Below are 23035 nucleotides of genomic sequence, written 5' to 3' on the forward strand. Positions count from 1 at the left end.
GCAAATCCCCCCAACTTGTTATATACTTAAATATACTATGTTATTATAGTAATGAAAGAACGAAAAAAGGAAGGAATTACCGATGACACTGTTAGAAAATTGGCGCAATCTGGCATATGGTGACGGGCTGGATGATAAAAAGAAAGAGGAACTCTGGTCTGGATATTTTACGATTGAGAAAGGCATTTACGAGCAGATTCTTGCAAACCCGACTGAGGTTGTAGAAGGTACCGTTAAGGAACTGGCTGAGAAGTATGATACCGAAGTTATGATCATGACCGGTTTCCTGGATGGAATCAATGAGAGCTTAAAGGGCTATGAGAACCCGATCGAGACCATGGATGAGGATACCAAGGTTAAGATTGAGATCGACCCGGAGAAGTTATATTACAACATGGTAGAGGCAAAGGCTACCTGGCTGTATGAGCTTCCGCAGTGGGATGCAATCCTGACTGAGGAGAGAAGAACAGAGCTGTACCGCGAGCAGAAGGCATCTGGCACAGTCCGCAATACACATAAGATTTACCCGAACGATCCGTGTCCATGCGGAAGCGGTAAGAAATATAAGAAGTGCTGCGGAAAGAATAAATAATAGATTTATGAATCAGAGAAGCACATCCGGAACACAGAGAGAACCGGATGTGCTTTTTTATGGAAATATAGGACGTGCTCTTGTATAATAGATATAGAGAAAAGACAGCAGACGAATGATGGCAGGAGGCATGATAAAAGAATGGCAGGTACAAAGCAGTGGAGGGCGGCAGATGGGAGACTGCAGCCGGGATTTCAGACAGCAGGTTTTACATTGAAACAGGTGGGAAAACTGCAGGCGCTGGGAGCGCAGACACTGTATTTTGAACATGAGAAAAGCGGGGCGTCCCTGTTTTATATCAGAAATAAAGATACAAACCGGGGATTCTCGATTTCCTATCGGACACCGCATCTGGATGAGACGGACACGAATCATGTGTTTGAGCATTCGGTACTTGCTTCCTCTGATAAATATCCGAGTAAGGATATTTTTTTTGATCTTTGCAGCAAGACATACCACACATTTGTAAATGCATTTACCTATATACCATTTACGGCATATCCGGTGTGCAGCCAGAGCGAGGAACAGCTGCTTAAGATGGCAGATGTGTATTTAAGCTGCATGAAAGCGCCGGGAATCCGGCGGGAACGCCGCTTTTTTGACCGTGAAGCGGTCCGCTATGAGCTGCGCGACCGCGAAAGCCCGATTACGCTGGCAGGAACGGTGTACAGCGAGGATTTCGGCATGCTGAATGATACAGATAATGAGGCACTGCGGAATGTTTTGCGGGCGCTGTATCCGGGGGAGACGGCGGCAAATGCGAATGGACAGGCGCACCGTTTTTATAAGGATCTGACGTATGAACATACGATGGAGATGTATGATCGATTTTATCGGTTCGATAATGCTCTGATTTTGTTGTATGGGGATCTGGACTGGAAACGGTTTCTGGCATTCCTGGATAAAGAGTATCTGTGTGATGCAAAGAAAAGCTATGGAAAAGAAGACGGATGGAGTTTCCAGTCAGGCAGCGGGCGACAGGAAAAACAGGAAATGCAGAATATAGGGATGAGTGCGTTTTACAGCCCCGAGCCAGATGGTTTGGAAAATGGGGGAGAATCATTCTTCCGTCAGGCAACCGTTCCCAGTCCTGCTTACCGGGGAGACGCATCGGAGAATGCGGCGGTGGTATCGTATGCGATGGATCTGAGCGGCATTTCATGGGAAAAGCTGATCCAGTACAGCATCATTGCGGGAATGATGAATGTGGATGGATCGGTTTTCAGGGAAAAGCTGCGGACGGCGGGCATCCATTGTGATGCGAGTGCATCGGTGATGATGGAGGCAGAAAAGCCATTTTTTGTTTTCGAAATGACAGACAGCAGTCCGAAGGATGCAGAACGGTTCCGGCAGGTGTCGGATGAGACATTATGCGAGATGCAGGAGCGCGGGATCGACCCGTCAGTGGTGGAGACGGCGCTCAAGGCGCGGGCGATACATGATTATACGGCAGGCGAAGATACGGATGTATTTGCGGATTCGATCGTGCCGGAAGTCAGCCTGAAATGGGCATTGACGGGCGATGCGGATGTGTATGCGGATGAGGCGGCAGCCTATGATTCTCTGGATGCAGGGACGGCACAGGCGGAGATTCGCCGGTTTGCGGCAGAGCTTGGCGCGGCGAAGCGGCGGGTTCTTGTCACGACGATTCCGACGCCGGGGATGGCAGAGGCGATGGAGCAGGAGCGCGACGCGTATCTGGCGCAGATGAAGGCGGAGATGAGCGAGGCAGAGCTGGATGCGCTGATTGCGAAGACCCTGGATTTTGATGCGTGGAATGCGTCGGAGTGTTCGAATGCGGATTTTATGATCCGGGTCGATGAGCTTCCGCCGCCGGAAGAGACGCCGGAATATCAGATATATGAGATAAATGGGATTTCGGTCTATGAATCGCCGTCGGATCTGGAAGCGATCAGCTATAACCGTTTATACCTGGATTTGAGCGGCGTGCCGGAAGAGGACCGTTTTTACATTCCTTTATATACAATGTTTGTTTCAGAGCTTGAAAATGCCCGGTATGGCAGAATGGAAAAGGAAAATCAGATTGAGCGCTATCTGCATGATTTTTCCATGAATGAGGGACATCCGGAGGTTCGGGCGGGACGAAACAGCCATCCGACGCTGGCGGTCAGCTGGTATGGGATGGCGGAGGATTATGAAGAGAGCCTGTATGTCCTGTTGGAACTCTTATCACATCCACTCTGGAGAGATAAGAATGCGGTTCTTCAGGCACTGGATGAGACGATTCCGTCCTGTGATGAGTCGCGCAGTGATGCGTATTCGCTGGCGGTGCGTCTGGCGGCATCTGGCTATAGCATCAATACGCGGTATCAGGAATATGTCGGCGGACAGGCGTTTTATGAGTTTTTGAAAAAACTGCGCGGGCGACTGGAACAGGAGGATGCAGCGATCTTCCAGCTGGCAGAGAAGATGGAGGAGGTGCGCGACCGCATCCTGCATGGAACAGCGGTGACGATCCTTCATGTTGCACCGAGGGAAAATCTGGAATGGATGCGGAACTGTGCAGGGCGGATTCTGGGAAATCTGCGGGGAGAACAGATGCCAGACCATGAGAATAAAACGGAAAACAGAGGGGAAAATGCTGGGTATACTTTCCCGGTTCCGGCGCGCAGGGAGGCGGTAATTGTGGAGAGCTCCAGCCAGTATACCGTCTTTTCGGCAGAGCTGAGCGCTGTAGATGGATTTTCCGGGCGGATTCTTCCGTATGTAAATGCGCTGGATGACCGGTATTTTGTGCCGCAGCTCCGTTTTCAAGGCGGCGCATACAGCGCGTCGTTTGCATTTACGCCGACGATGGACCGGATCGTGGCGAGTACATACCGGGATCCGAAGGTCAGTGAGACGATCGAGGCGATCCGGGCGGCAGCGGGTGTATTGGAAAAACTGCAGCTTTCGGAGGCAGATCGGAATGGCTATATTTTAAGCAGTTACGGCAATGCGACGGCGCCGTGCGGATGCCTGGGACGGCGGATGGCAGCGATGCAGTATGCGTACAATGGCCTGGATATTGTACAGATCCGTCGTTGGACAGAGGAGATCCGTGAGACGACCGCAGAGGATCAGAAAGAGGCGGCGCGGATCATCCGGCGGCTTCTGGAAGAAGCGTGGATTGTGACGACTGGAAATCAGACGGCGATCGAGATGGATCGGGACTGCTTTGACCGGATCCGGGATTTCCGCAGTAAAATGGCTGAATAACTAGATCCATATTTATAGGGAGGTAGAGAGAATGCGTACAAAGCGATTGGGAGACATGCTTTTGGAGCTGGGACTGATCACAGAAGGGCAGCTTAAAGAGGCGCTTGACTATCAGGCGAAGGAGAAAGAACGTCTGGGAACAACGCTGGTCAAGCATCATTATATCACGGAAGGTCAGCTGATCGATGCGCTTCGCATGCAGCTGGGCATTGACTATATTGATTTGACGCGGGTCGATATCAGCCCGGAACTGTCGCGTTTTGTGCCGAAAAACCTGGCAAAGAAAATGACGATCGTACCGGTGCGTATTTCCAAAGACCAGCTTTATCTGGCAATGGCGGATCCGCTGAACTTCATGGCGATTGAGGAAGCACAGCATACTTCCAAAAAGAGAATTGTGCCGATGATCGCCTCTGAACCGGCAGTGAAGCGTGCGATCAATATTTTGTATGGCAACGAGGGAGCGGCAGAAGCGATGGCGCAGATGCAGGCAGAGACGGCAGCGGCACAAGAGGTGCGTCAGGGGCAGGGGCAGATGGCGGAAAGAGAAAGACAGGAAAATGTGACACCGATGATCCGCCTGGTCAATTCGATTATTGAGCGTGCCATTTCGGAAAATGCTTCGGATATCCATTTTGAGCCGACGGAGGAGGAGATGGTCGTCAGGATGCGTATCGACGGGCAGCTTCATCGGATCATGACGATCCCGTCGGAACTCAAGGATTCGGTCATTTCGAGGCTTAAAATCATGTCCCAGCTCGATATCGTCGAAAAAAGAATTCCGCAGGATGGTCGTGCGGTGATGCATTTAAGAGGAAAAGATATTGATATGCGTATATCCACCCTTCCGACCCTGTATGGAGAAAAAGTGGTTATCCGTATTCTGAAACGAAATGAGGAGACGCTGAACCGCCGCGGTATCGGTATTCCGGCAGTGGAGGATGCAAAGATTGATACACTTTTAGGGCTTACTTCCGGAGTTATCATGATTGTAGGACCGACTGGTTCAGGTAAATCTTCGACGATGTATACGCTGATCCGCGAACTTCTTTCGGATCGGACCAACCTGATTACATTGGAGGATCCGGTGGAATACCATATCAAAGGCGCGACACAGGTGCAGATCAATGAAAAAGTGGGGCTGACTTTTGCATCGGGTCTGCGCTCAGTTCTGCGTCAGGATCCGGATATCATCTGCGTCGGCGAGATCCGTGACGGTGAGACGGCAGAGATCGCGATGCGTGCGGCAATGACGGGACATCTCGTTATCACCACGATTCATACGGAAGATGCGATCTCGGCGATTGACCGTCTGCGAGATATGGGCGTGGCGCCATACCTGATTGCGGCGGGACTGCGAGGCGTTATTTCCCAGCGGCTGCTGAGGAAAATCTGTCCGAACTGCAAAACCCAGATTCATCCGCCGAAAAAAGCGCTTGAGATGGCAGGAATCCCGGAGAACCCTGGAAAATTATACTGGCAGGGAGCCGGATGCGATCAGTGCTTCCATTCGGGATACCGGGGCAGAATCGGTGTGTTTGAGGTAATGCTGATTCAGGAGGAGCTGCGCCGGTGCATTCTGGAAGGAGCTGACCGGACACGTTTCTTAGAGGCAGCCAGAAGAGCGAGCCAGTATGTTCCGATGCTGGAACACGCGCAGAAGCTGGTAGAAGAGGGTGTTTCGACGGTGGACGAGGTGATCCGGACGCTGCTGGCGCTGTAAATGGTGCAGAAAGAGAAGAGGAGACAGATGGTATGTATGGAATCGAGGAATTAATCGCGCTGGCAGCTGAAAAAAGGGCATCGGATGTGCATCTGATTGCAGGGCTGCCGCCAAAATGCAGAATTGACGGCAGAATCGAGACGCTGACGGATGGCGGGCTGACGCGTGAGGATTGTGAGGAATATGGACGCCAGCTGGCAGGCAATGCGGCAGATCAGATCGAGGCGATCGGACAGCTGGATTTTAGTGCTTCGTTTGCGGGACGGCGTCTCCGTGTGAATCTGTTCCGGCAGCAGGGCGCGCTCTCTGCGGCGATCCGTCTTCTGGGCAGTACGATTCCGAACCTGTCGGAGCTGGGGCTTCCGGAAGCAGTGAATCAGTTTTCAAGCTGGAATAAAGGCATTATTCTGGTAACCGGCGAGACGGGAAGCGGCAAGTCAACGACGCTGGCGGCAATTTTAAATGAGATCAACCAGAATCGTCCGCTCCATATGATTACGCTGGAAGACCCGATCGAGTATGTCTATGAACCGGCGCAGGCGATCATCAACCAGCGCGAGGTGGGCGTGGACGTAGAGAGCTATGATAAGGGGCTTTATGCGGCGCTCCGTGAGGACCCGGATGTCATTCTGATTGGAGAAATGCGTGATCCGGCGACGATCGAAACGGCGCTGATGGCGGCGGAGACGGGACATCTTGTTTTTTCCACCATTCATACCAATTCGGCAATCGACAGCATTGACCGGATTGTGGGTGTTTTTCCAGAGGATAAACAGCCGCAGATCCGGATGCAGCTCTCGATGACGCTGCGGGCGGTGCTGTCACAGCAGCTGGTGCCGAGGGCGGGTGGCCAGGGCAGGGCGGCAGCTTGTGAGCTTATGATGCTCACGCCGGCGATCCGGAATCTGATCCGCGATGGAAAAACACCGCAGATGCAGAGCTATCTGCTTTCTAGTGCAAAAGAGGGCTCTATTACGATGGATAATTTTCTGATCCGTATGGCGAAAGAGGGCGTGATCACACCGCAGACGGCAGTCGATGCGTCCCAGGATCCGCAGGAACTGAGAGAGAAACTGGCGGCGGTGCAGTATTAATAATATGGTAAAAACGGGTGAATGAAGCCTGCGAGGAATACAGATTACTAGAAAACATAAAAATGTATGTTTGTGTAAATACTGAGATTGTAGCGAAAGTTTGAACAGTATATTTTTGACAATGTTTTTATGTTTCAGGAGGAATTTTATGCAGGCAGGTAAATCAAGCATCCAGTTTGAGCATCCGCCCATCATCACATCGGCGGCATCGATCGTGGGGCAGACGGAAGGCGAGGGACCGCTGGCAAGTTTTTTTGACCGGGTGGAGCCGGATCCGACGTTTGGGAAAAAGTCGTGGGAGGAGGCGGAGAGTGAATTGCAGCGCCAGACGGTGCAGAAATGCCTGGATAAGGCGGGCAGACAGGCGGCGGATGTGAATTGCCTGTTTGCGGGAGACCTGTTGGGACAGATTGTGGCGACCTCGTTTGGTGTGGAGTCGTTTGATATCCCGTTTTTCGGGCTTTACGGCGCCTGCTCGACGATGGGAGAGGCGATGATTCTGGGGGCGATGGCAGCAGGGGCTGGCTATGCGGACCGGGTTCTGGCGCTGGCGTCGAGCCATTTTGCATCGGCAGAACGGCAGTTCCGGTTTCCGCTGGCGTATGGGAATCAGAGACCGCAGTCCACAACCTGGACGGTGACCGGGTGCGGGTGTGTGATGATCGAGGAAAATGAGAAAAATGAAGGGAAAGATGGGCGCAGAGCGAAAGAAAATGCGTCAGAATCACTGAAAAATGCTGGACAGGAAAAATTGCATCCCAAATTTCAACCTTGTATCCCAGCTGCCACCCCCGGAAAGATCGTCGATATGCAGATGCGCGATTCCATGAACATGGGGGCGGCAATGGCGGTGGCGGCGGTAGACACAATCTTGCAGAATTTCCGTGATTTTAACCGGAAACCATCTGACTATGATCGGATCATCACTGGCGATCTGGGAATGGTGGGGAAGGAAATCCTGCTTGATTTTATGCGCGAGGCAGGACAGGATATTTCCGGCATCCATATGGACTGCGGGATCGAAATGTTTGACCCGAAGACGCAGGATACCCATTCGGGCGGGAGCGGCTGCGGTTGCTCGGCGGCGGTGCTGTGCGGCTATATTCTTCCGAAAATACAGGCGGGTGAGTGGAAACGCGTCCTGTTTGTGCCGACCGGGGCGCTGCTGTCCCAGATCAGCTTTAATGAGGGGCAGAATGTGCCGGGGATTGCCCATGGAGTGGTGCTTGAGGGAAAAGAATCGTTCGGTGAATGATAGGTATTTGCAAGAAACTTTAGAGAGGGAGCAGAAAAATGGACTATATCAAAGCATTTGTGACCGGCGGACTTCTCTGTGCCGCCGTGCAGATTCTGATGGATAAAACGAAACTCATGCCGGGTCGGATCATGGTACTTTTGGTGGTATGTGGCTCGATTCTCGGTGCGATCGGCTTGTACGAACCGTATGCCAAATGGGCGGGTTCCGGGGCAACAGTGCCACTGCTGGGGTTTGGGAATACGCTTTGGAAGGGCGTACGGGATGGAATTGACAAGGATGGGGTTCTGGGGCTGTTCACCGGCGGATTCACGGCGGGTGCGGCGGGGATTTCCGGGGCGTTGATTTTCGGCTATCTGTCGTCGCTGATTTGCAAACCCAAGATGAAGGATTAGAGAGAAGACGAAAGAAAAGTAAAAGAAAGCAAAGCAAAAGAAAATCAGTTGCGGAAATAAAAAGCTGCTGTAAAAGAGGCATATGAATGTCACTTTTTACAGCAGCTTTTTGCAGATATATTATTTTGCTGTTAATGCTCCGGATTCGCCGGGACAATCGGAATATTATTTCCATTCCGTCCACTTCCCGCCATCGGGCGTGGAACCGCAGAGTGGATCGGAGCCGATAAATTATCTGAATCGGGGCTGTAGCCCGGAGCTGAGAAATCGGCGCTCTCAGAAGGATGGATGATCGTGGACGAACCATTGTGAATCTTGCACTCGCCCGGCATGGAGAAGCGGGAATCGTCCGTTTCTCCGCCGTCTTCCGGAACGACCATAACTGTCTTGGAAATCTGCTGGTTCGTCGGGCAGAAGGCAGTCGAGATGCCGCCGGAGGCGGAGCAGATCGTCACGCGGGTGTGGTGATCGCAGGTCTCGGTCGGAACCGTGCCCTTCGCGAAATATTCAGTGTAGACGGCCGTTCCGCGCGGGTCACTGCTGCAGACGCCGGAAACCGGAAGCTTGCCGGATTTGCGGCATACTTCAGCAGTTTCAATGCTGTCCGGAACCGTAAATCCGGGGTCGCTTAAGCTCTCATGGACACGTGTCATGATATTTCGCCAGATGCGCTTGTGGTAACTGGTACCGCCGTTTGAAACGGTGCCGCCTTTTAATGGCTGGTTATTGTCGCACCCGCCCCAGATACCGGCAGTGTAGTACGGCGTAAAGCCTACAAACCAGACGTCGACGTTGCTGGTGGTCGTACCGCTCTTTCCGGCGCAGCTCATATTGGGAATCGCCGCTGTCGTACCGGTCGATTTAACCCCGGAACCGGAACGAGTATACATGGTATTGCTCTGCATAACATCCTGCATCGCGCTGGTTAAAAGATAGGCGGTAGAGTCTTTGAGCGCCTGCCGCGTCTCCGGTTCATTGTCGATCAGTATCTTTCCGTTGCGATCCAGGATCTTAGTAAAGAAGACAGGCTTCGTGTAGGTGCCGCCGTTGGCGATCGCCGCAAATGCATTTGTCAGTTCCAGGTTGCTGACGCCCTTTGTCAGACCGCCGAGTGCTGTCGAGAGAGTCTGATCCTGGCTTACGAGGGAAGTGATTCCCAGCCGTTCGGCATATTCGACACCGAGCTGCGGCGTTACCGTGTCCGCCATGCAGCGCAGGGCGACGATGTTCATGGAATAGGTAATGCCGTCGCGGATCGTGTGATAGCCCTTGTAATCGCTGCCCCACCAGTTTCGGAACTCTTTTTCACCGGAAGAGTATGGCCCGTCATAGTAAACAGTTGATAGGGTCGCGCCGCAGGCATCCAATGCCGGGGCAAAGGAGGAAATGACCTTGAAGGTCGATCCTGGCTGCCGCAGGGAGTCGGTCGCACGGTTTAAGGTGCGGTTTGCCGTCTTCTGTCCGCGTCCGCCGTTGATTGCCTTGACATAGCCGGTGGACTGTTCGATCAGGACGAACGAGGTCTGCGGCTCTAAAATCATGGTAACTGATTCACCGAGAACGGTGCTTCCGTCCTGCGTGAGGGCGGTGCGGTATTCATCGATCGCCGTCTGCGCCTCTTCCTCGGAATTAAACAGCCCGTCAAAACCGCTTTGTCCCTTGACCTGCTGGATCCATGTTTTCAGAGTTTCCTGTGAATAATGCTGCGTTTCCCCGTCTGGATGGGTCAGGGAAAGGCGGTATTCAACCGAATAGCGAGCCGCGTCATAGTTGGCAGGATTGTTGACTTCCTCATCGACGATCGCCTGAATCTGCGGATCCTGCGGGGTGTAAATCTGCAGTCCGCCGCTGAACAGAAGATTGGACGCCTGCGTGTCAGTATAGCCGAGCTGCTCTTTGAGTGCTTCGGTGACCTGGCTGATCAGCTCGTCCGTGTAATAGGAGTACGGTGTCTCATTTTCCTTGAGCGCCGTGTCGACATTCTGGATACGGGCGTAGACGTCGTCTGCCAGCGCTTCCTCCTGTTCTTCTTTTGTGATATAGCCCTGCTCATACATTGCCTGCAAAATGACCTTGCGCCGGGCGGCATTTGCCTCCGCGCCGCTGATCGGATTCAGCTTTGACGGATTCTGTGTGATACCGGCGATGACCGCGCACTCAGAAAGAGTCAGATCGGAGACGTTCTTATTAAAATAGCGTAGCGCCGCTGCTTTGACACCAAGTGTATTGCTGCCAAGGTTGATTGTATTTAAATAGTTCGTTAAAATGACCTTCCGATCAACGTTTTTTGTCAGCTGCAGCGCCAGATATTGTTCCTGGATTTTTCGCTCGATTTTGGAACCCTTGCTTGTCTCCATACCGCCGTTGAAAACGGTATTTTTGATGAGCTGCTGGGTCAGGGTGCTGGCGCCGCCCTTATAATTATTTGTCAGGACGCCGACCACGGCGCGTGAAATGGAGCGCAGATCGATACCGCTGTGCTGCCAGAAACGCGAGTCCTCGATGGAGACGAACGCGTCAATTAGATCCTGAGGAAAATCCTCGTAGGATGCTTCGATTCGGTTCGAGTTGGAACCGACCAGCGTGTCAGTCACTTCCCCGGCGCTATTATATATAGTAGAAAAATATCCGCTTGGGGTGAAGCTGTCCGGGTTGAAGTCTGGCGAACTGTCCAGAATGCCTTTAAACATGCCGATAAAGGTGCTGGCACCCGTCACGCAGAGAAACAGAACAAGAACAAAGGCAGTCTTGAAGAAGGTCAGAAACAGCCGGTTGGCGTATTTCTTCTTCCGGGAATTGGCTGCCCGGATCCGTTTCTTGGTTGCTTTTACACCGTAATTCATGAGAACCTCCTTTGGGTTCGTAGTGGTTCATTCTATTAATAAATACAGTATTTCCAATTATATCAAAATTCATGGGATAAATAAATACTATTGTCATGAAGTTTTTTTTACGGTATCATAAAAGATAAGGTTTGTTACTGGGCACGTATGCGTGAACAGTAACTAAGGTTTACAAGCGGTTAAAGAAGTGAAAAAACGTCCGTTTTAAGGATGCGTAGTGTATAGATGGAGGGTAACTGTTCAGCAGGTCTGCGCATTTACTGAACAGTTACGATGGAGGAATAATCATGAAAGAGCGCTATAAAATCGTCTATCAGGGCGGAGAGGGCGAGATTGTGGAGAAGAAGTCCCGCTTTATCGCGGAGATCCGCCCGGTGGAATCGGAAGAAGAGGCGACGGCATTTATTGCGGAAGTCAAGAAAAAATATTGGGATGCGAGACATCATTGTTCGGCATTTACGATCGGAGAAAATAACGAGGTGGCGCGTTGCAGCGACGATGGAGAACCGGCGCAGACGGCGGGACGCCCGATGCTGGATGTGCTGCTGGGACGTGAGCTTCACAACGTCTGTGCGGTCGTGACCCGGTACTTTGGCGGGACACTTTTAGGAACCGGCGGACTGGTGCGGGCATATGGCGGCGCGGTTCAGGAAGGGCTTAAAAGCTGTGTGGTTCTGGAAAAATGCCTGGCTCGCAAATGGAAGATCGGGACAGACTACAGCGGGCTTGGAAAGGTGCAGTACATTTTGGCAGAAGCAGAGCTGCCGATTCTGGACAGCGAGTACGGCGAGGGCGTGGATCTGACGATCCTGGTGCCGTTTGACCAGGCGGGAGCAGCGGAGAAGAAGCTCATAGAGGGCACAAATGGAAGATGCCGGATCGAAAAACTGGATGAAGTTTATTTTGGCATGGATGACGGAAAAATCATTTTATTGTAAAAAAAGATTGAATAATGGATAAAAAAATGCTAAAATAACAAGCTGTATTATTTTGTGGGCGGATCCTTTGCCAAAGACGAAACGGCAGGATGCTTGTCTGTGACAGAAAATAATTATTAATTAGTACATGTAATGAATCATCATAAGAAAAGAGAGTAAGCAGATATGAAAATGAAACGGGAAGATGTCAGAAACGTTGCAATTATCGCTCACGTTGACCACGGTAAAACGACGCTGGTAGACCAGCTGCTCCGCCAGAGCGGTGTATTCCGTGCCAATCAGGAAGTAGTCGATCGTGTCATGGACTCTAACGATATTGAGCGTGAGAGAGGTATCACGATTCTGTCCAAGAATACGGCTGTTAATTACAACGGCACCAAGATCAACATTATCGATACACCAGGACATGCGGACTTCGGCGGCGAGGTAGAGCGTGTTCTTAAGATGGTAAACGGCGTTATCCTTCTGGTAGACGCATACGAGGGCGCGATGCCGCAGACCAAATTCGTTCTGCGTAAAGCACTGGAACTGGATCTGCCGGTTATCGTATGTATCAATAAGATTGACCGTCCGGAAGCACGTCCGGAGGAGGTTGTGGACGAGGTTCTCGAACTTCTGATGGATCTGGATGCATCAGACGAGCAGCTTGACTGTCCATTCTTATATGCATCTGCACGTTCTGGATATGCAAAGAAGAACCTGGACGATCCGAATGTGGATATGAAGCCACTGTTCCAGACCATTCTGGATTACATCCCGGCGCCGGAGGGAGATCCGGATGCAGAAACACAGGTTCTGATCAGCACGATTGATTACAACGAGTATGTAGGACGTATCGGCGTTGGTAAGATCGACAACGGCTACCTGAAAGTAAATCAGGACTGCGTCATCGTCAACCATCATGAGCCGGACAAGTTCCGCAAAGTTAAGATCGGTAAGCTCTATGAGTTTGAAGGTCTGAATAAAGTAGAAGTACAGGAAGCAAAGATCGGTTCGATCGTAGCGATTTCCGGTATCGCAGATATCCACATCGGTGATACCCTGTGCTCCCCGGAGAAACCGGAGGCAATTCCGTTCCAGAAGATTTCTGAGCCGACCATTTCCATGGATTTCATGGTAAACGACAGCCCGCTGGCAGGTCAGGAAGGTAAATTCATCACTTCCCGCCATATCCGCGAGCGCCTGATGCGGGAGCTGAATACCGACGTCAGCCTGCGTGTAGAGGAGACAGACTCCGCTGACTGCTTCAAGGTGTCCGGCCGTGGCGAGCTGCATCTGTCCGTTCTGATTGAGAACATGCGCCGCGAGGGCTTTGAGTTCGCAGTCAGCAAGGCGGAGGTACTCTACAAATATGACGAAAGAAACCGCAAATTAGAGCCGATGGAGATCGCTTACGTCGATGTACCGGATGACTTTACCGGTGCTGTTATCCAGAAGCTGACCAGCCGTAAAGGCGAGCTGCAGGGCATGAGCCCGATCGGCGGCGGATACACAAGACTGGAGTTCTCGATTCCGTCCAGAGGTCTCATCGGCTACCGCGGCGAGTTCATGACCGATACAAAGGGAAATGGTATCTTAAACACCAGCTTTGACGGCTATGCACCGTTCAAGGGCGAATTAAGTTACCGCAAACAGGGATCCCTGATTGCATTTGAGGCAGGCGAGTCCATCACCTACGGTCTGTTCAATGCCCAGGAGCGCGGAACCCTGTTCATCGGACCGGGCGTTAAAGTTTACTCCGGCATGATTGTCGGACAGAGCGCAAAACCGGAAGACATCGAGTTAAACGTCTGCAAAACCAAAAAGCTGACAAACACCCGTTCTTCCAGCGCCGATGAAGCCCTCCGCCTTGTTCCGCCGAAAATCATGAGCCTGGAGCAGTGCCTCGACTACATCGATACCGATGAACTTCTCGAGATCACCCCGACCAGCTTACGAATCCGTAAAAAGATTCTTGATCCGACTCTGAGAAAGAGAGCGATGATCAGCCGTAAAAATAGCTAAATAATCGTAAAGTGGGAGCAGCCGCGCAAGCCAGCTGCTCCTTTTCGTATATTCAAGCGAGAGATATCTAGGAAACGACGCGCCCCGCCGTTTCCGTCCCTCTGCCGATCCCATTCCCTCTGTCGATTCATGTCCCCCACCCTGTCGAAATTTCCCCCTCACTTCTTCTTCTAAAACGGTCATTCCCCTCATACATATATACAGTAAGAAGCAGGACTCCAAGAACCTGCCGTGAAAAACTGCAAAAAAGAAGAGGAGAGAGATACTATGTCGGAAAAAATGATTGAAAACAACAAGGTTAGCGTGATTGGTGAGGTCGTATCGGAATTTACATTCAGCCACGAAGTATTCGGGGAAGGATTTTATATCGCAGACCTGGCAGTCAGCCGTCTGAGCGATCAGGTGGACGTGATTCCACTCATGATTTCAGAACGGCTTCTGGATGTATCGAAAGACTACCGCGGAATGACGATGGAGGCGATCGGCCAGTTCCGTTCCTACAACCGTCATGAGGGCGCGAAAAACCGTCTGGTGCTGTCTGTGTTTGTCCGTGAGATTCATTTCCTGGAAGAATTTACGGATTACACCAAAACCAACCAGATTTTTCTGGAAGGCTATATCTGCAAGGAGCCAATCTACCGGAAAACACCGCTGGGACGCGAGATTGCCGATATGCTGCTGGCGGTCAACCGTCCGTATGGAAAATCCGATTACATACCGTGTATTGCGTGGGGCAGAAATGCCCGCTATGCGTCCGGATTTGGCGTGGGAAGCCACGTGTGCGTGTGGGGGCGCGTGCAGAGCCGTGAATATACGAAGAAACTGAGCGAGACAGAGTGCGAGAAACGTGTGGCATACGAGGTGTCGGTCAGCAAGCTGGAGTGCGTGGAAGAATAGGATAGGTTTAGGATGTTACAGCAAATTTTGAAGCCGGTTATGCAATCGATAGGACATGATAAATGGCTGGTTTTGCCATAGCTTGCCAAAACAGATAAAATATGCTAGAATAAGGCAGTTTACAGAATTCGTAAAACGATTATTGGATGGATAGAAATAAAACACACAGGCCTGTGTGTAAAAAGACATCAGGAAAGACAGTCTGTGCGCCAGCGCAGCGGGAGGCACAGAAAGAGGAGAGGGAAATGAAAAAGGGGAAAGTTCATATCATCTTCGGCACCGGGATGGGAAAAACAGCGATGGCACTGGGACGTGGTGTCAGTGCAGCCATGCACGGCCGGAAGGTAATTATGATACAATTCTTAAAGGGAGTGCTGAGCCATGAGACAGCAGATGGGTTAAAACAGCTGGAGCCGGCATTTAAAGTATTCCGATTTGAAAAACAGAATGAGTATTATGAAAATCTCTCTGAAGAAGGCAAAAAGGAAGAGCTCTGCAATATTCAGAACGGGTATAATTTTGCAAAAAAAGTACTCTGTACCGGCGAATGCGATATGCTGATTCTGGATGAATTTCTTGGGGTGTTAGATCAGAAACTGGTCGGAGACGATGCCCTGGAAACACTGCTGGCAGCGCGCGAGGAGAATGTCGATCTGATTCTGACCGGAAAAGTATGCCCGGCTGGGGCAGAGGAGCATGCAGACGAGGTGACGCGCCTGGAATGCCTGAAGCCGTCAAACGATCATGCCGTTACTGTTCACGGGTAGGCACTTTTGGAACCGAAAGTGCCGTAAGAAAACATGGTGGCAGCAGGAATTTGCCGTATTTGAATGCGAAGCCACGGCAAATTCCGTTACTGGGCACGTATGCGTGAACAGTAACATCATGCGTGCATGAACGGTTGACAAGTATTCAAAGTAATGCTAAGATAGAAAAAACAAGTAGAGGTTGCGTTGATTATCAGTAAGCGGTCGGATGCGGCAGGTGCAGGAGAAGACAGCTGAAAGGATGATACGCCGAAGGGCTGCGGCGCCTGTATCTGCAGTTCCTGGGTGCAGGATGAAGAATTCTGTAACTGTCATCGACAGATGGGGAGCTACTGGGAGTTTGGATTTGAATTCATAGAGCTGGCCATTGTGCCAGCTTTTTGTACGCTCAGGATCGACAGGCTGCAAACATTCGTTTGAAGCAGGGACAGAAACGGACTCTGGAATAGAAACTCAGCCATCGTGCAAAAGAATAAGGAGGAAACAAAATGTCTATTTTTGAAGGAGCAGGCGTAGCGCTGGTAACGCCATTTCATGAGGATGGAAGCGTAAATTATGAGAAACTGGAGCAGATCGTAGAAGAACAGATCGCTGGCGGTACAGACTGTATTATCGCCTGCGGTACGACCGGCGAGGCGGCTACATTAAGCCATGAGGAGCACATCGAGGTGATTCGTTTCGTATGTCAGGTCGTAAATAAGAGAATCCCGGTTGTAGCAGGAACCGGTTCCAACTGCACAGAGACAGCGGTATATCTGTCTACCGAAGCGAAAAAGGCAGGCGCAGACGGACTTCTGCTCGTATCCCCGTATTACAATAAATCAACCCAGAAGGGTTTAAAGGTTCATTTCTCAGAGGTCGCAAAGGCAGTTGATCTTCCGATCCTTCTGTACAATGTACCGAGCCGTACCGGCGTCAATATCACCCCGGAGACGATCGTGGCACTGTGCAAGGAATATGAGAACATCGTCGGTGTCAAAGAAGCAAGCGGCAATTTCTCCGCGATCGCACAGATTGCAAGCCTGTCAGGCGGATCAGTTGATATTTACTCCGGCAACGACGACCAGACGGTTCCGATGATGGCACTGGGCGCAAAGGGCGTTATCTCCGTATTATCCAACGTGGCACCGCGTCAGGTACATGATATGTGCGCGGCATTCAAGGCTGGCGATGTAGCGAAGGCAAGACAGATGCAGATAGATGCAATTCCACTGATTGAGGCGCTGTTCTGCGAGGTAAACCCGATTCCGGTTAAGGAAGCGATGAACATGATGGGCGAGGAAGTGGGTCCGTTCCGTAAACCGTTAGTGGATATGGAACCGGCAAACCGCGATCGTCTGAGAAGAGAACTGGTAAATTACGGAATCAGCCTGAAAGAGTGATAAGAACCGTTAAAATTAGGATGAGATAGGGAAATGAGGTTTTAACAGATGGTACGAGCAATTATGCATGGCTGCAACGGCGCCATGGGACAGGTTATTTCCGGAATTGCAGCGAAGGACGAGGAGATCTCTATCGTTGCGGGTATTGATATGAGAACCGAGCAGAAAAATGATTATCCGGTTTTTGCGTCTCTGAACGAATGCAAGGTAGAAGCGGATGTTGTGATTGATTTTTCCAATGCAGCAGCTGTCGATGAACTTCTCGACTGGTGTGCAGAGAAGAAAATGCCGGTTGTTCTGTGTACGACAGGACTTTCCGAGGTACAGCTGGCAAAGGTAGAAGAGACGGCAGAGAAGACAGCTGTTCTTCGCTCTGCAAATATGTCTCTTGGTATCAATATGCTCTTAAAGCTTCTGAAAGAAGCAGCGCAGATTCTGGCTCCGGCTGGATTTGATATTGAGATTCTGGAGAAACACCACAATCAGAAGGTGGATGCTCCGAGCGGTACGGCGATTGCGCTGGCAGATTCGATCAACGAGGCGATGGGCAATACATACCATTACAAATACGATCGTTCCGCTACACGTGAGAAACGTGATGCGAAGGAGATTGGTATTCAGGCGATCCGCGGCGGCACAATCGTAGGCGAACACGATGTCATTTTCGCTGGTCAGGATGAGGTGATTACCTTTAATCATACAGCTTATTCCAAGGCGATTTTCGCAAAGGGTGCGGTACAGGCAGCCAAATTCCTGGCAGGAAAGCCGGAAGGACGGTATGATATGGCGGATGTGATCGGCTAAGAGATTTTATACAGATGTGAAAATGAAACCCCGGCTGTGAGTAAGTTTATCCACTCACAGCCGGGGTTTTCATTTCTGGAACCTTTCCCGCCCTTGTGTTTGTGGATGAAGGCTTCTGAAAATCAATTTGTCAAGGTTAGTGTATCATTTTTTTACATCTTGTGTAAAAAAATGACATCTTGTGCAGTGCAAATTGTAGAAAAATAAAACAAATGATAAGATGAATACAACAAGAAAAGCTTGAAACCGTGAAAAAGAAGAAAAATTCCAGAATTAAAAATAAAAAATACATGAAAGACAGCTTTTCGATTAATAAAAATACGAGGAGGTATGAGGATGAGAAAACGCAAATGGATGAAGGTGGGTGCCTGCGCACTCAGTGCCGTTTTGATCATGGGCTTGTATGCCGGACCTGCTTTTGCCGAATGGGTAGGTACAGGAGCTGCAAGAGCCTACATCCTAAATGGACAGGTGCAGACAGGCTGGCAGCAGATCGATGGAAAATGGTATTACCTGAATGAACAGGGAGCACCGCAGATCGGCTGGGTAAAAGACGGGGACAAACAGTATTTCTGTACGGCGTCGGGGGAAATGGTCAGCGGTGTTGTCTGGATCAATGGAAAAACCTATTATTTTGGCACACCGGACAGTGGAGAGATGGCAACGGGCGTTGTCAGTATCAACGGAATTCCTTATACGTTTGAAAACGATGGCACATCGTTCGGCGGCCGCAAGCCGAGACCGGCGAGAAGCTTTGAGGTAAAAGTGGCAGAAGACGGAACGATGACCATCTTAGAGACGACCAATGCCGATACACCGAAGCTGAATTCCAGAACATCCAAAGAACGCAGACATTCTGGAGGCGGCGGTGGAAGTGAAACGCCGAGTGTGGTACCGAGTGATGCACCGGCGACGAAAGAACCGACCGAAAACCCGACGCCGAGCGTGAAACCGATCCAGCCGGAGCCAACACCGGAGCCAACGGGTGGGTCGGAGCCAACACCGGAGCCAACGGGTGGGTCGCAGGCACCACCGGCGCCGTACACAACAGGATAATGATCAATCTGAGACTAAGAGTACGAAGTGAAAATAATCGGCCAGGTTCAGATTTGGGGCGATTACAAACATTAATGATCTGTAACTGTTCAGTACCTTCACAGTTACGCGCAAAAATCCATCAAGAATTGCCTGCGGCAATGGGATTTTTGCCTGCTGGCCCATGTTTTCGTACGGTCAGCGCAGTAAATGCGCAGACCTACTGAACAGTTACAATAATCTATAATTTAACCTTGTTTTTGCTCTCCTGCATATAGGATGATGGAAACAGATTCATATACTCTCGAGCTCTTTCCTGCGTATGTGCAGGGAGGAGCCCGGGAGTATATAAGTTAGAGCGATGAGAAAGAAACGGCGTGTCTGAGGGGAGTGCCACTGAAATGGAGCACTTAAAAAGTCGTTAAAGGAGGTGCCAGAATGAAATCAGTTTACTGTATCGCCATTACGGCGTGCCTGACTGTCATCTGGCTGTATGAGGAAAAGAAAAAGCGGGGGATGGCGGGAAAGCTTTGCTGGAAAGCAGCGGCCGGGTATCTGATTACGCGCTTTGTATTCTTTGCCATTTCTAATCAGGAGGTTCATGGCTTCCTGGAAGTCATGGCAATGGATCTGGTGACAGCCGGACTTTTATATATTTTGTCCGGGAAAAACGGAAGCCGGGAATCAGCGTGGGAATGCCTGTATCTTTATATCTGGAATCCGATCCCGGTATTATCTGTTCTTTCACAGGGAAAAAAGCGGATGCTTTTTATCTGGCTGGCGGTATTGATTCTTTTCATGGGCAGTTCGTGGATAGAGCGCTTCAGAGCGCGCCTTGGAATAGAAAGATTCAAAAAGATTGGAATTTTTCTCACGGCTGCGGGAACCGGCATACTCTGGGCGCGGGATATCACCGGTGAGCGCTTCGGACAGTGCAGTCCGGGAGATGAATTTTATCCGCTGCTTCTGATGCTTTTTGCGGTACTGGGTGTGGGAACCTGTGTATATGGAATCGCTTCTTATGTTGGAATATTACATGAAAAATGTCAAATTCCTGAATCGAAAGTCGAGCTGGATGAAGCAAAAGCGGCACGCTGCGTATCAAAACGAATGACGGGGAGTGAAAAAATAGATGCCGGGAAGAGCTTGGGAATAAAATCCTGTGAAAAGAACACAGAGTCGGAAAAGACTGGCGCGCCCTGGTCCGGCCGTGACTGGTGTATGGCAGCAGGATTGACAGTTCTCTTTGCTGTGATGGCATTTGTGAATCTTGGAAGCATGAAGGCGCCGCAGACTGCGTATGAATTTGAAAAAAATGATAGCCACGGAAATGAGATGGTGCTTCGGTTTGATGGAAGTGTGACTATCTCAGAAGCGCAGGTTTATCTGGGTGGAAAGGAGAAGAGACATTTTGTATGCTCGGTTCCGAATGCCGAGGGAGATGACTGGGATGCCATCGGGGAAGAGACAGAATTGTTATCTGTATACTGCTGGAATCCAGTGGAAATTCATTACCGCACTTACGAACTAGGGATCGTGTCGATGGATGAGAGTGCAGAGGTTCTGGAAATCGTTCTTCTGGATCCGGATGGAAATCCGATCCTTCCATCCAATGCAGATGATTATCCAGAGGCATTTGATGAGCAGGAATTGTTTCCGGCGGATACAACCTATGAATACCAAAGTATGTTTGATGAGGTTTACCATGCCAGAACGGCAAATGAGATAGTAGAAGGGCGTACAATTTATGAGACAACGCACCCACCGCTTGGAAAATGGTGGATGAGTCTGGGAATCCGCGTATTTGGAATGACGCCGTTTGGATGGCGGTGTGTATGCGCTCTGTTTGGCATCCTGATGGTGCCGGTCAGCTATGCGTTTATGCGGAAAATCAGCCGGAGTACATGGATTGCCTCATTTGCAGCACTGTTGATAGTCTTTGATTTCATGCACTTTACATTGTCAAGAATCGGAACCATTGATGTGATAGTGGGATTTTTTATCCTGCTTACCTTTTATCTGATGTATCTGGTGCTGGATGACCTGAAAATGGGATGCAGCTGGAAAACGGTGTGTCTGATGATTTTAAATGGCATGGCAGCTGGAGCGGCGATGGCATCGAAGTGGACAGGGGTATATGCCTGCGCGGGGATTGCAGTCCTCTTTTTTACATTTTTGTTCCAGGAATATGGGACAGCTGCGGCACGGACCAGAAAGGGAATGTCTGGACAGGCGGCGATAAGTTACCTGGCGGGGCTGTCTGTCATCTGTATCGCTGTATACATTTTGATTCCGGCAGTGATTTACGTTGCATCCTATCTTTCTTATGGAAATGGTATGGGAAATGGAAATGTTTTCCAGACTATGTGGGAAAATCAGCAGCTTATGCTTCATTACCATGAGAAAACGGTGTTTGAACATCCATATGCCTCTGAATGGTATGAGTGGGCCTGGATTAAACGACCGCTTCTGGATGCATACACGTCGCTTAAGTCTGGTAAAATCAGTGTGGTTTCAACTTTTGGAAACCCGGTAATCTGGTGGTCGGCAATTCCGGCGCTATTTTATAATATATACCTGTGGCAGATTCGACAGGATAAAATAGCGGGATATCTGTGCATTTCCTATGCTTCTATGCTGTTTCCGTGGTTATTTATCCACAGAACCGTGTTTATCTATCAGTATTTTGCGTGCAGTATGATACAGATTTTAATGCTGGGAAATTGTCTGCATTTTTTCTGGGAAAGAGATCCGAAACGAACCAGGAAAGCAGCGCTGCTGTATCTTGCAGCAGTGATCGGCGCGTTCCTTCTTTTCTATCCGGTGCTGTCTGGATATCCAGTAAAACAGGAATTTGCCGAGCAGTGGCTGGAATGGCTGGAAGGTTGGGTGTTGTCATGAAAGAAAAAAAGAGAGACTGGGCGATCAGCGCTGGCTTTCTGGGGGTGCTTTTGACGGCTTATGTGATAAATTATAGATTTGGTTTTCTGGAAATTCTTGATTTTCATATCGAGAAAGTAAAGAAAGCATACCCAGCTTATTTTGGCACCTATGACCGGATGGGTGAATTGACTGCATGGTTGAATAAAATCGAAAATCTGTTCTGTATCGGACGGAATGGACAGCATCGCTACAATAACATGGATCATTCGATGATGACAGCATTTTGTGCAGTGGATCTCCTTCTGGCGGGAAGTGCGGATAAGGAGCATATCTGGAGTGTGAATACAGAAAAAGCGTATCATGAGAAAAAATAAACTGCCTAAAAACCACAACTTTCAGTTCGGAAAAGCCCTGCCTGTGAGCCGCATCATCTTTACAGATTTTTTTCTATTTGTTATAGTAAAAATGGAGAGGCACCTGCGGGAGGAATGCAGATGTCAGAGAAACATAGAAATGCACAAAAATCAATGCCGCAAAGCAGAAAGCTGTTTAAATATCAAAAACGGAAGATTCGCCGCTATCTGAAACGCGTCCGCTGGCGGAGGAAGCGGAGGCAGAGGTGTTTTCTGTATGGACTTGCACTGGCTGTATCCATGTACTTGGCGAGTATATGGAAGATGCGGGAACGGATCTGGTCGATCCGAGAGATGGATGTGATCGAGTATGAACTGCCGGAGGGGGAAAGAGCAGAGAATGGGGCGGAGGAAGCGCCTGCAGACTGGCAGGAGAAGAGAACAGTTGAACGGGAAAATGCCGGGGAAACATACGGAGCGACAGAAAAAACGGGAACTTCCACGAAAATCCGTCTGCATCTGAAGACCGGAGAGCTGGAAATCGTGCACGAACGGGTGGAATCAGAAGGAGAGTGACTGTTTGCGGCAGGAAAAACGTTTGGCCGGGCATGAATGATGAATGGAAGAGCAGGAACGGTTACTGTGGCAAATTCCGTTATTGGGAATGTATGCGTGAACAGTAACCAAGAACGAAAGAGCTGCAGCCGGAACAGCGAAAAGTGATTGATTTTGAAAAGTGCCTGTATTATAATTTGCAGGTAGGATATTGAGAAAATGTGTCGGTGACGCCTTCAAATGGCTGCGAAAGAGACTATTTTCCATACCCTGAAAAAAGAAAGCGAGGTAAATTA

General features: G+C 50.1%; 17 protein-coding genes and 1 riboswitch. Of the genes, 16 read left to right on the top strand and 1 reads right to left on the bottom strand.

Annotation, left to right across the window (positions count from 1 at the left end; translation table 11 throughout):
• The first annotated feature begins 82 nt into the window (after nt 1-82).
• The 6 genes from DWZ45_RS02670 (at nt 83) to DWZ45_RS02695 (ending at nt 8278) form a co-directional block, all read left to right on the top strand.
• A complete protein-coding gene (locus DWZ45_RS02670) occupies nt 83-592 on the top strand; it encodes an SEC-C metal-binding domain-containing protein (protein WP_022359524.1) in 510 nt (169 codons plus the stop codon).
• 141 nt (nt 593-733) lie between these two features.
• Nucleotides 734-3811: an insulinase family protein gene (locus tag DWZ45_RS02675; RefSeq protein ID WP_118467472.1), complete on the top strand. Its 3078-nt coding sequence runs from the start codon at nt 734-736 to the stop codon at nt 3809-3811.
• A 31-nt stretch (nt 3812-3842) separates the two neighbouring features.
• Nucleotides 3843-5534 (top strand): GspE/PulE family protein, encoded by a 1692-nt coding sequence (locus DWZ45_RS02680; RefSeq protein ID WP_118467474.1) that lies wholly within the window; start codon nt 3843-3845, stop codon nt 5532-5534.
• A gap of 32 nt (nt 5535-5566) precedes the next feature.
• Nucleotides 5567-6628: a type IV pilus twitching motility protein PilT gene (locus DWZ45_RS02685; RefSeq protein ID WP_118467476.1), complete on the top strand. Its 1062-nt coding sequence runs from the start codon at nt 5567-5569 to the stop codon at nt 6626-6628.
• Between the two features lie 148 nt (nt 6629-6776).
• A complete protein-coding gene (locus DWZ45_RS02690) occupies nt 6777-7883 on the top strand; it encodes a stage V sporulation protein AD (RefSeq protein ID WP_118467478.1) in 1107 nt (368 codons plus the stop codon).
• 38 nt (nt 7884-7921) lie between these two features.
• Nucleotides 7922-8278: a SpoVA/SpoVAEb family sporulation membrane protein gene (locus DWZ45_RS02695; protein WP_022359528.1), complete on the top strand. Its 357-nt coding sequence runs from the start codon at nt 7922-7924 to the stop codon at nt 8276-8278.
• Nucleotides 8279-8409: 131 nt separating this feature from the next.
• Here the strand turns inward: DWZ45_RS02695 and DWZ45_RS02700 are convergent, their stop codons facing one another.
• Nucleotides 8410-11121: a transglycosylase domain-containing protein gene (locus DWZ45_RS02700; RefSeq protein WP_118467480.1), complete on the bottom strand. Its 2712-nt coding sequence runs from the start codon at nt 11119-11121 to the stop codon at nt 8410-8412.
• A 287-nt stretch (nt 11122-11408) separates the two neighbouring features.
• On the opposite strand from DWZ45_RS02700, the gene DWZ45_RS02705 reads away from it, so the two are divergent.
• From DWZ45_RS02705 to DWZ45_RS02750, 10 genes are all read left to right on the top strand, one after another.
• Nucleotides 11409-12059, top strand: coding sequence for a YigZ family protein (locus tag DWZ45_RS02705; RefSeq protein WP_118467482.1), 651 nt, complete (start codon nt 11409-11411; stop codon nt 12057-12059).
• A 165-nt stretch (nt 12060-12224) separates the two neighbouring features.
• A complete protein-coding gene (gene typA, locus DWZ45_RS02710; protein ID WP_117795171.1) occupies nt 12225-14063 on the top strand; it encodes a translational GTPase TypA in 1839 nt (612 codons plus the stop codon).
• Nucleotides 14064-14330: 267 nt separating this feature from the next.
• On the top strand, nt 14331-14960 hold the full coding sequence (locus DWZ45_RS02715; protein ID WP_022359532.1) for a single-stranded DNA-binding protein: 630 nt from the start codon (nt 14331-14333) through the stop codon (nt 14958-14960).
• A 245-nt stretch (nt 14961-15205) separates the two neighbouring features.
• Nucleotides 15206-15727: a cob(I)yrinic acid a,c-diamide adenosyltransferase gene (locus DWZ45_RS02720; RefSeq protein WP_117795172.1), complete on the top strand. Its 522-nt coding sequence runs from the start codon at nt 15206-15208 to the stop codon at nt 15725-15727.
• 167 nt (nt 15728-15894) lie between these two features.
• A riboswitch (Lysine riboswitch) is annotated at nt 15895-16067 on the top strand.
• A 148-nt stretch (nt 16068-16215) separates the two neighbouring features.
• Nucleotides 16216-17109, top strand: a complete 894-nt coding sequence (gene dapA / locus DWZ45_RS02725; RefSeq protein ID WP_118467484.1) for a 4-hydroxy-tetrahydrodipicolinate synthase — start codon at nt 16216-16218, stop codon at nt 17107-17109.
• A 48-nt stretch (nt 17110-17157) separates the two neighbouring features.
• Nucleotides 17158-17913: a 4-hydroxy-tetrahydrodipicolinate reductase gene (gene dapB, locus DWZ45_RS02730; RefSeq protein ID WP_107001533.1), complete on the top strand. Its 756-nt coding sequence runs from the start codon at nt 17158-17160 to the stop codon at nt 17911-17913.
• Nucleotides 17914-18249: 336 nt separating this feature from the next.
• A complete protein-coding gene (locus DWZ45_RS02735; RefSeq protein WP_182426617.1) occupies nt 18250-18969 on the top strand; it encodes a hypothetical protein in 720 nt (239 codons plus the stop codon).
• A 417-nt stretch (nt 18970-19386) separates the two neighbouring features.
• Nucleotides 19387-21849: a phospholipid carrier-dependent glycosyltransferase gene (locus tag DWZ45_RS02740; protein WP_118467488.1), complete on the top strand. Its 2463-nt coding sequence runs from the start codon at nt 19387-19389 to the stop codon at nt 21847-21849.
• On the top strand, nt 21822-22205 hold the full coding sequence (locus tag DWZ45_RS02745) for a hypothetical protein (RefSeq protein ID WP_147341916.1): 384 nt from the start codon (nt 21822-21824) through the stop codon (nt 22203-22205). Before DWZ45_RS02740 ends, DWZ45_RS02745 begins: the two co-directional genes overlap by 28 nt.
• A gap of 120 nt (nt 22206-22325) precedes the next feature.
• A complete protein-coding gene (locus tag DWZ45_RS02750; protein WP_118467490.1) occupies nt 22326-22760 on the top strand; it encodes a hypothetical protein in 435 nt (144 codons plus the stop codon).
• The last annotated feature ends 275 nt before the right edge of the window (nt 22761-23035 follow it).

The organism is Clostridium sp. AF32-7AC, assembly GCF_003477925.1.
GTDB classification, from domain to species: Bacteria; Bacillota; Clostridia; order Lachnospirales; family Lachnospiraceae; genus Otoolea; species Otoolea fessa.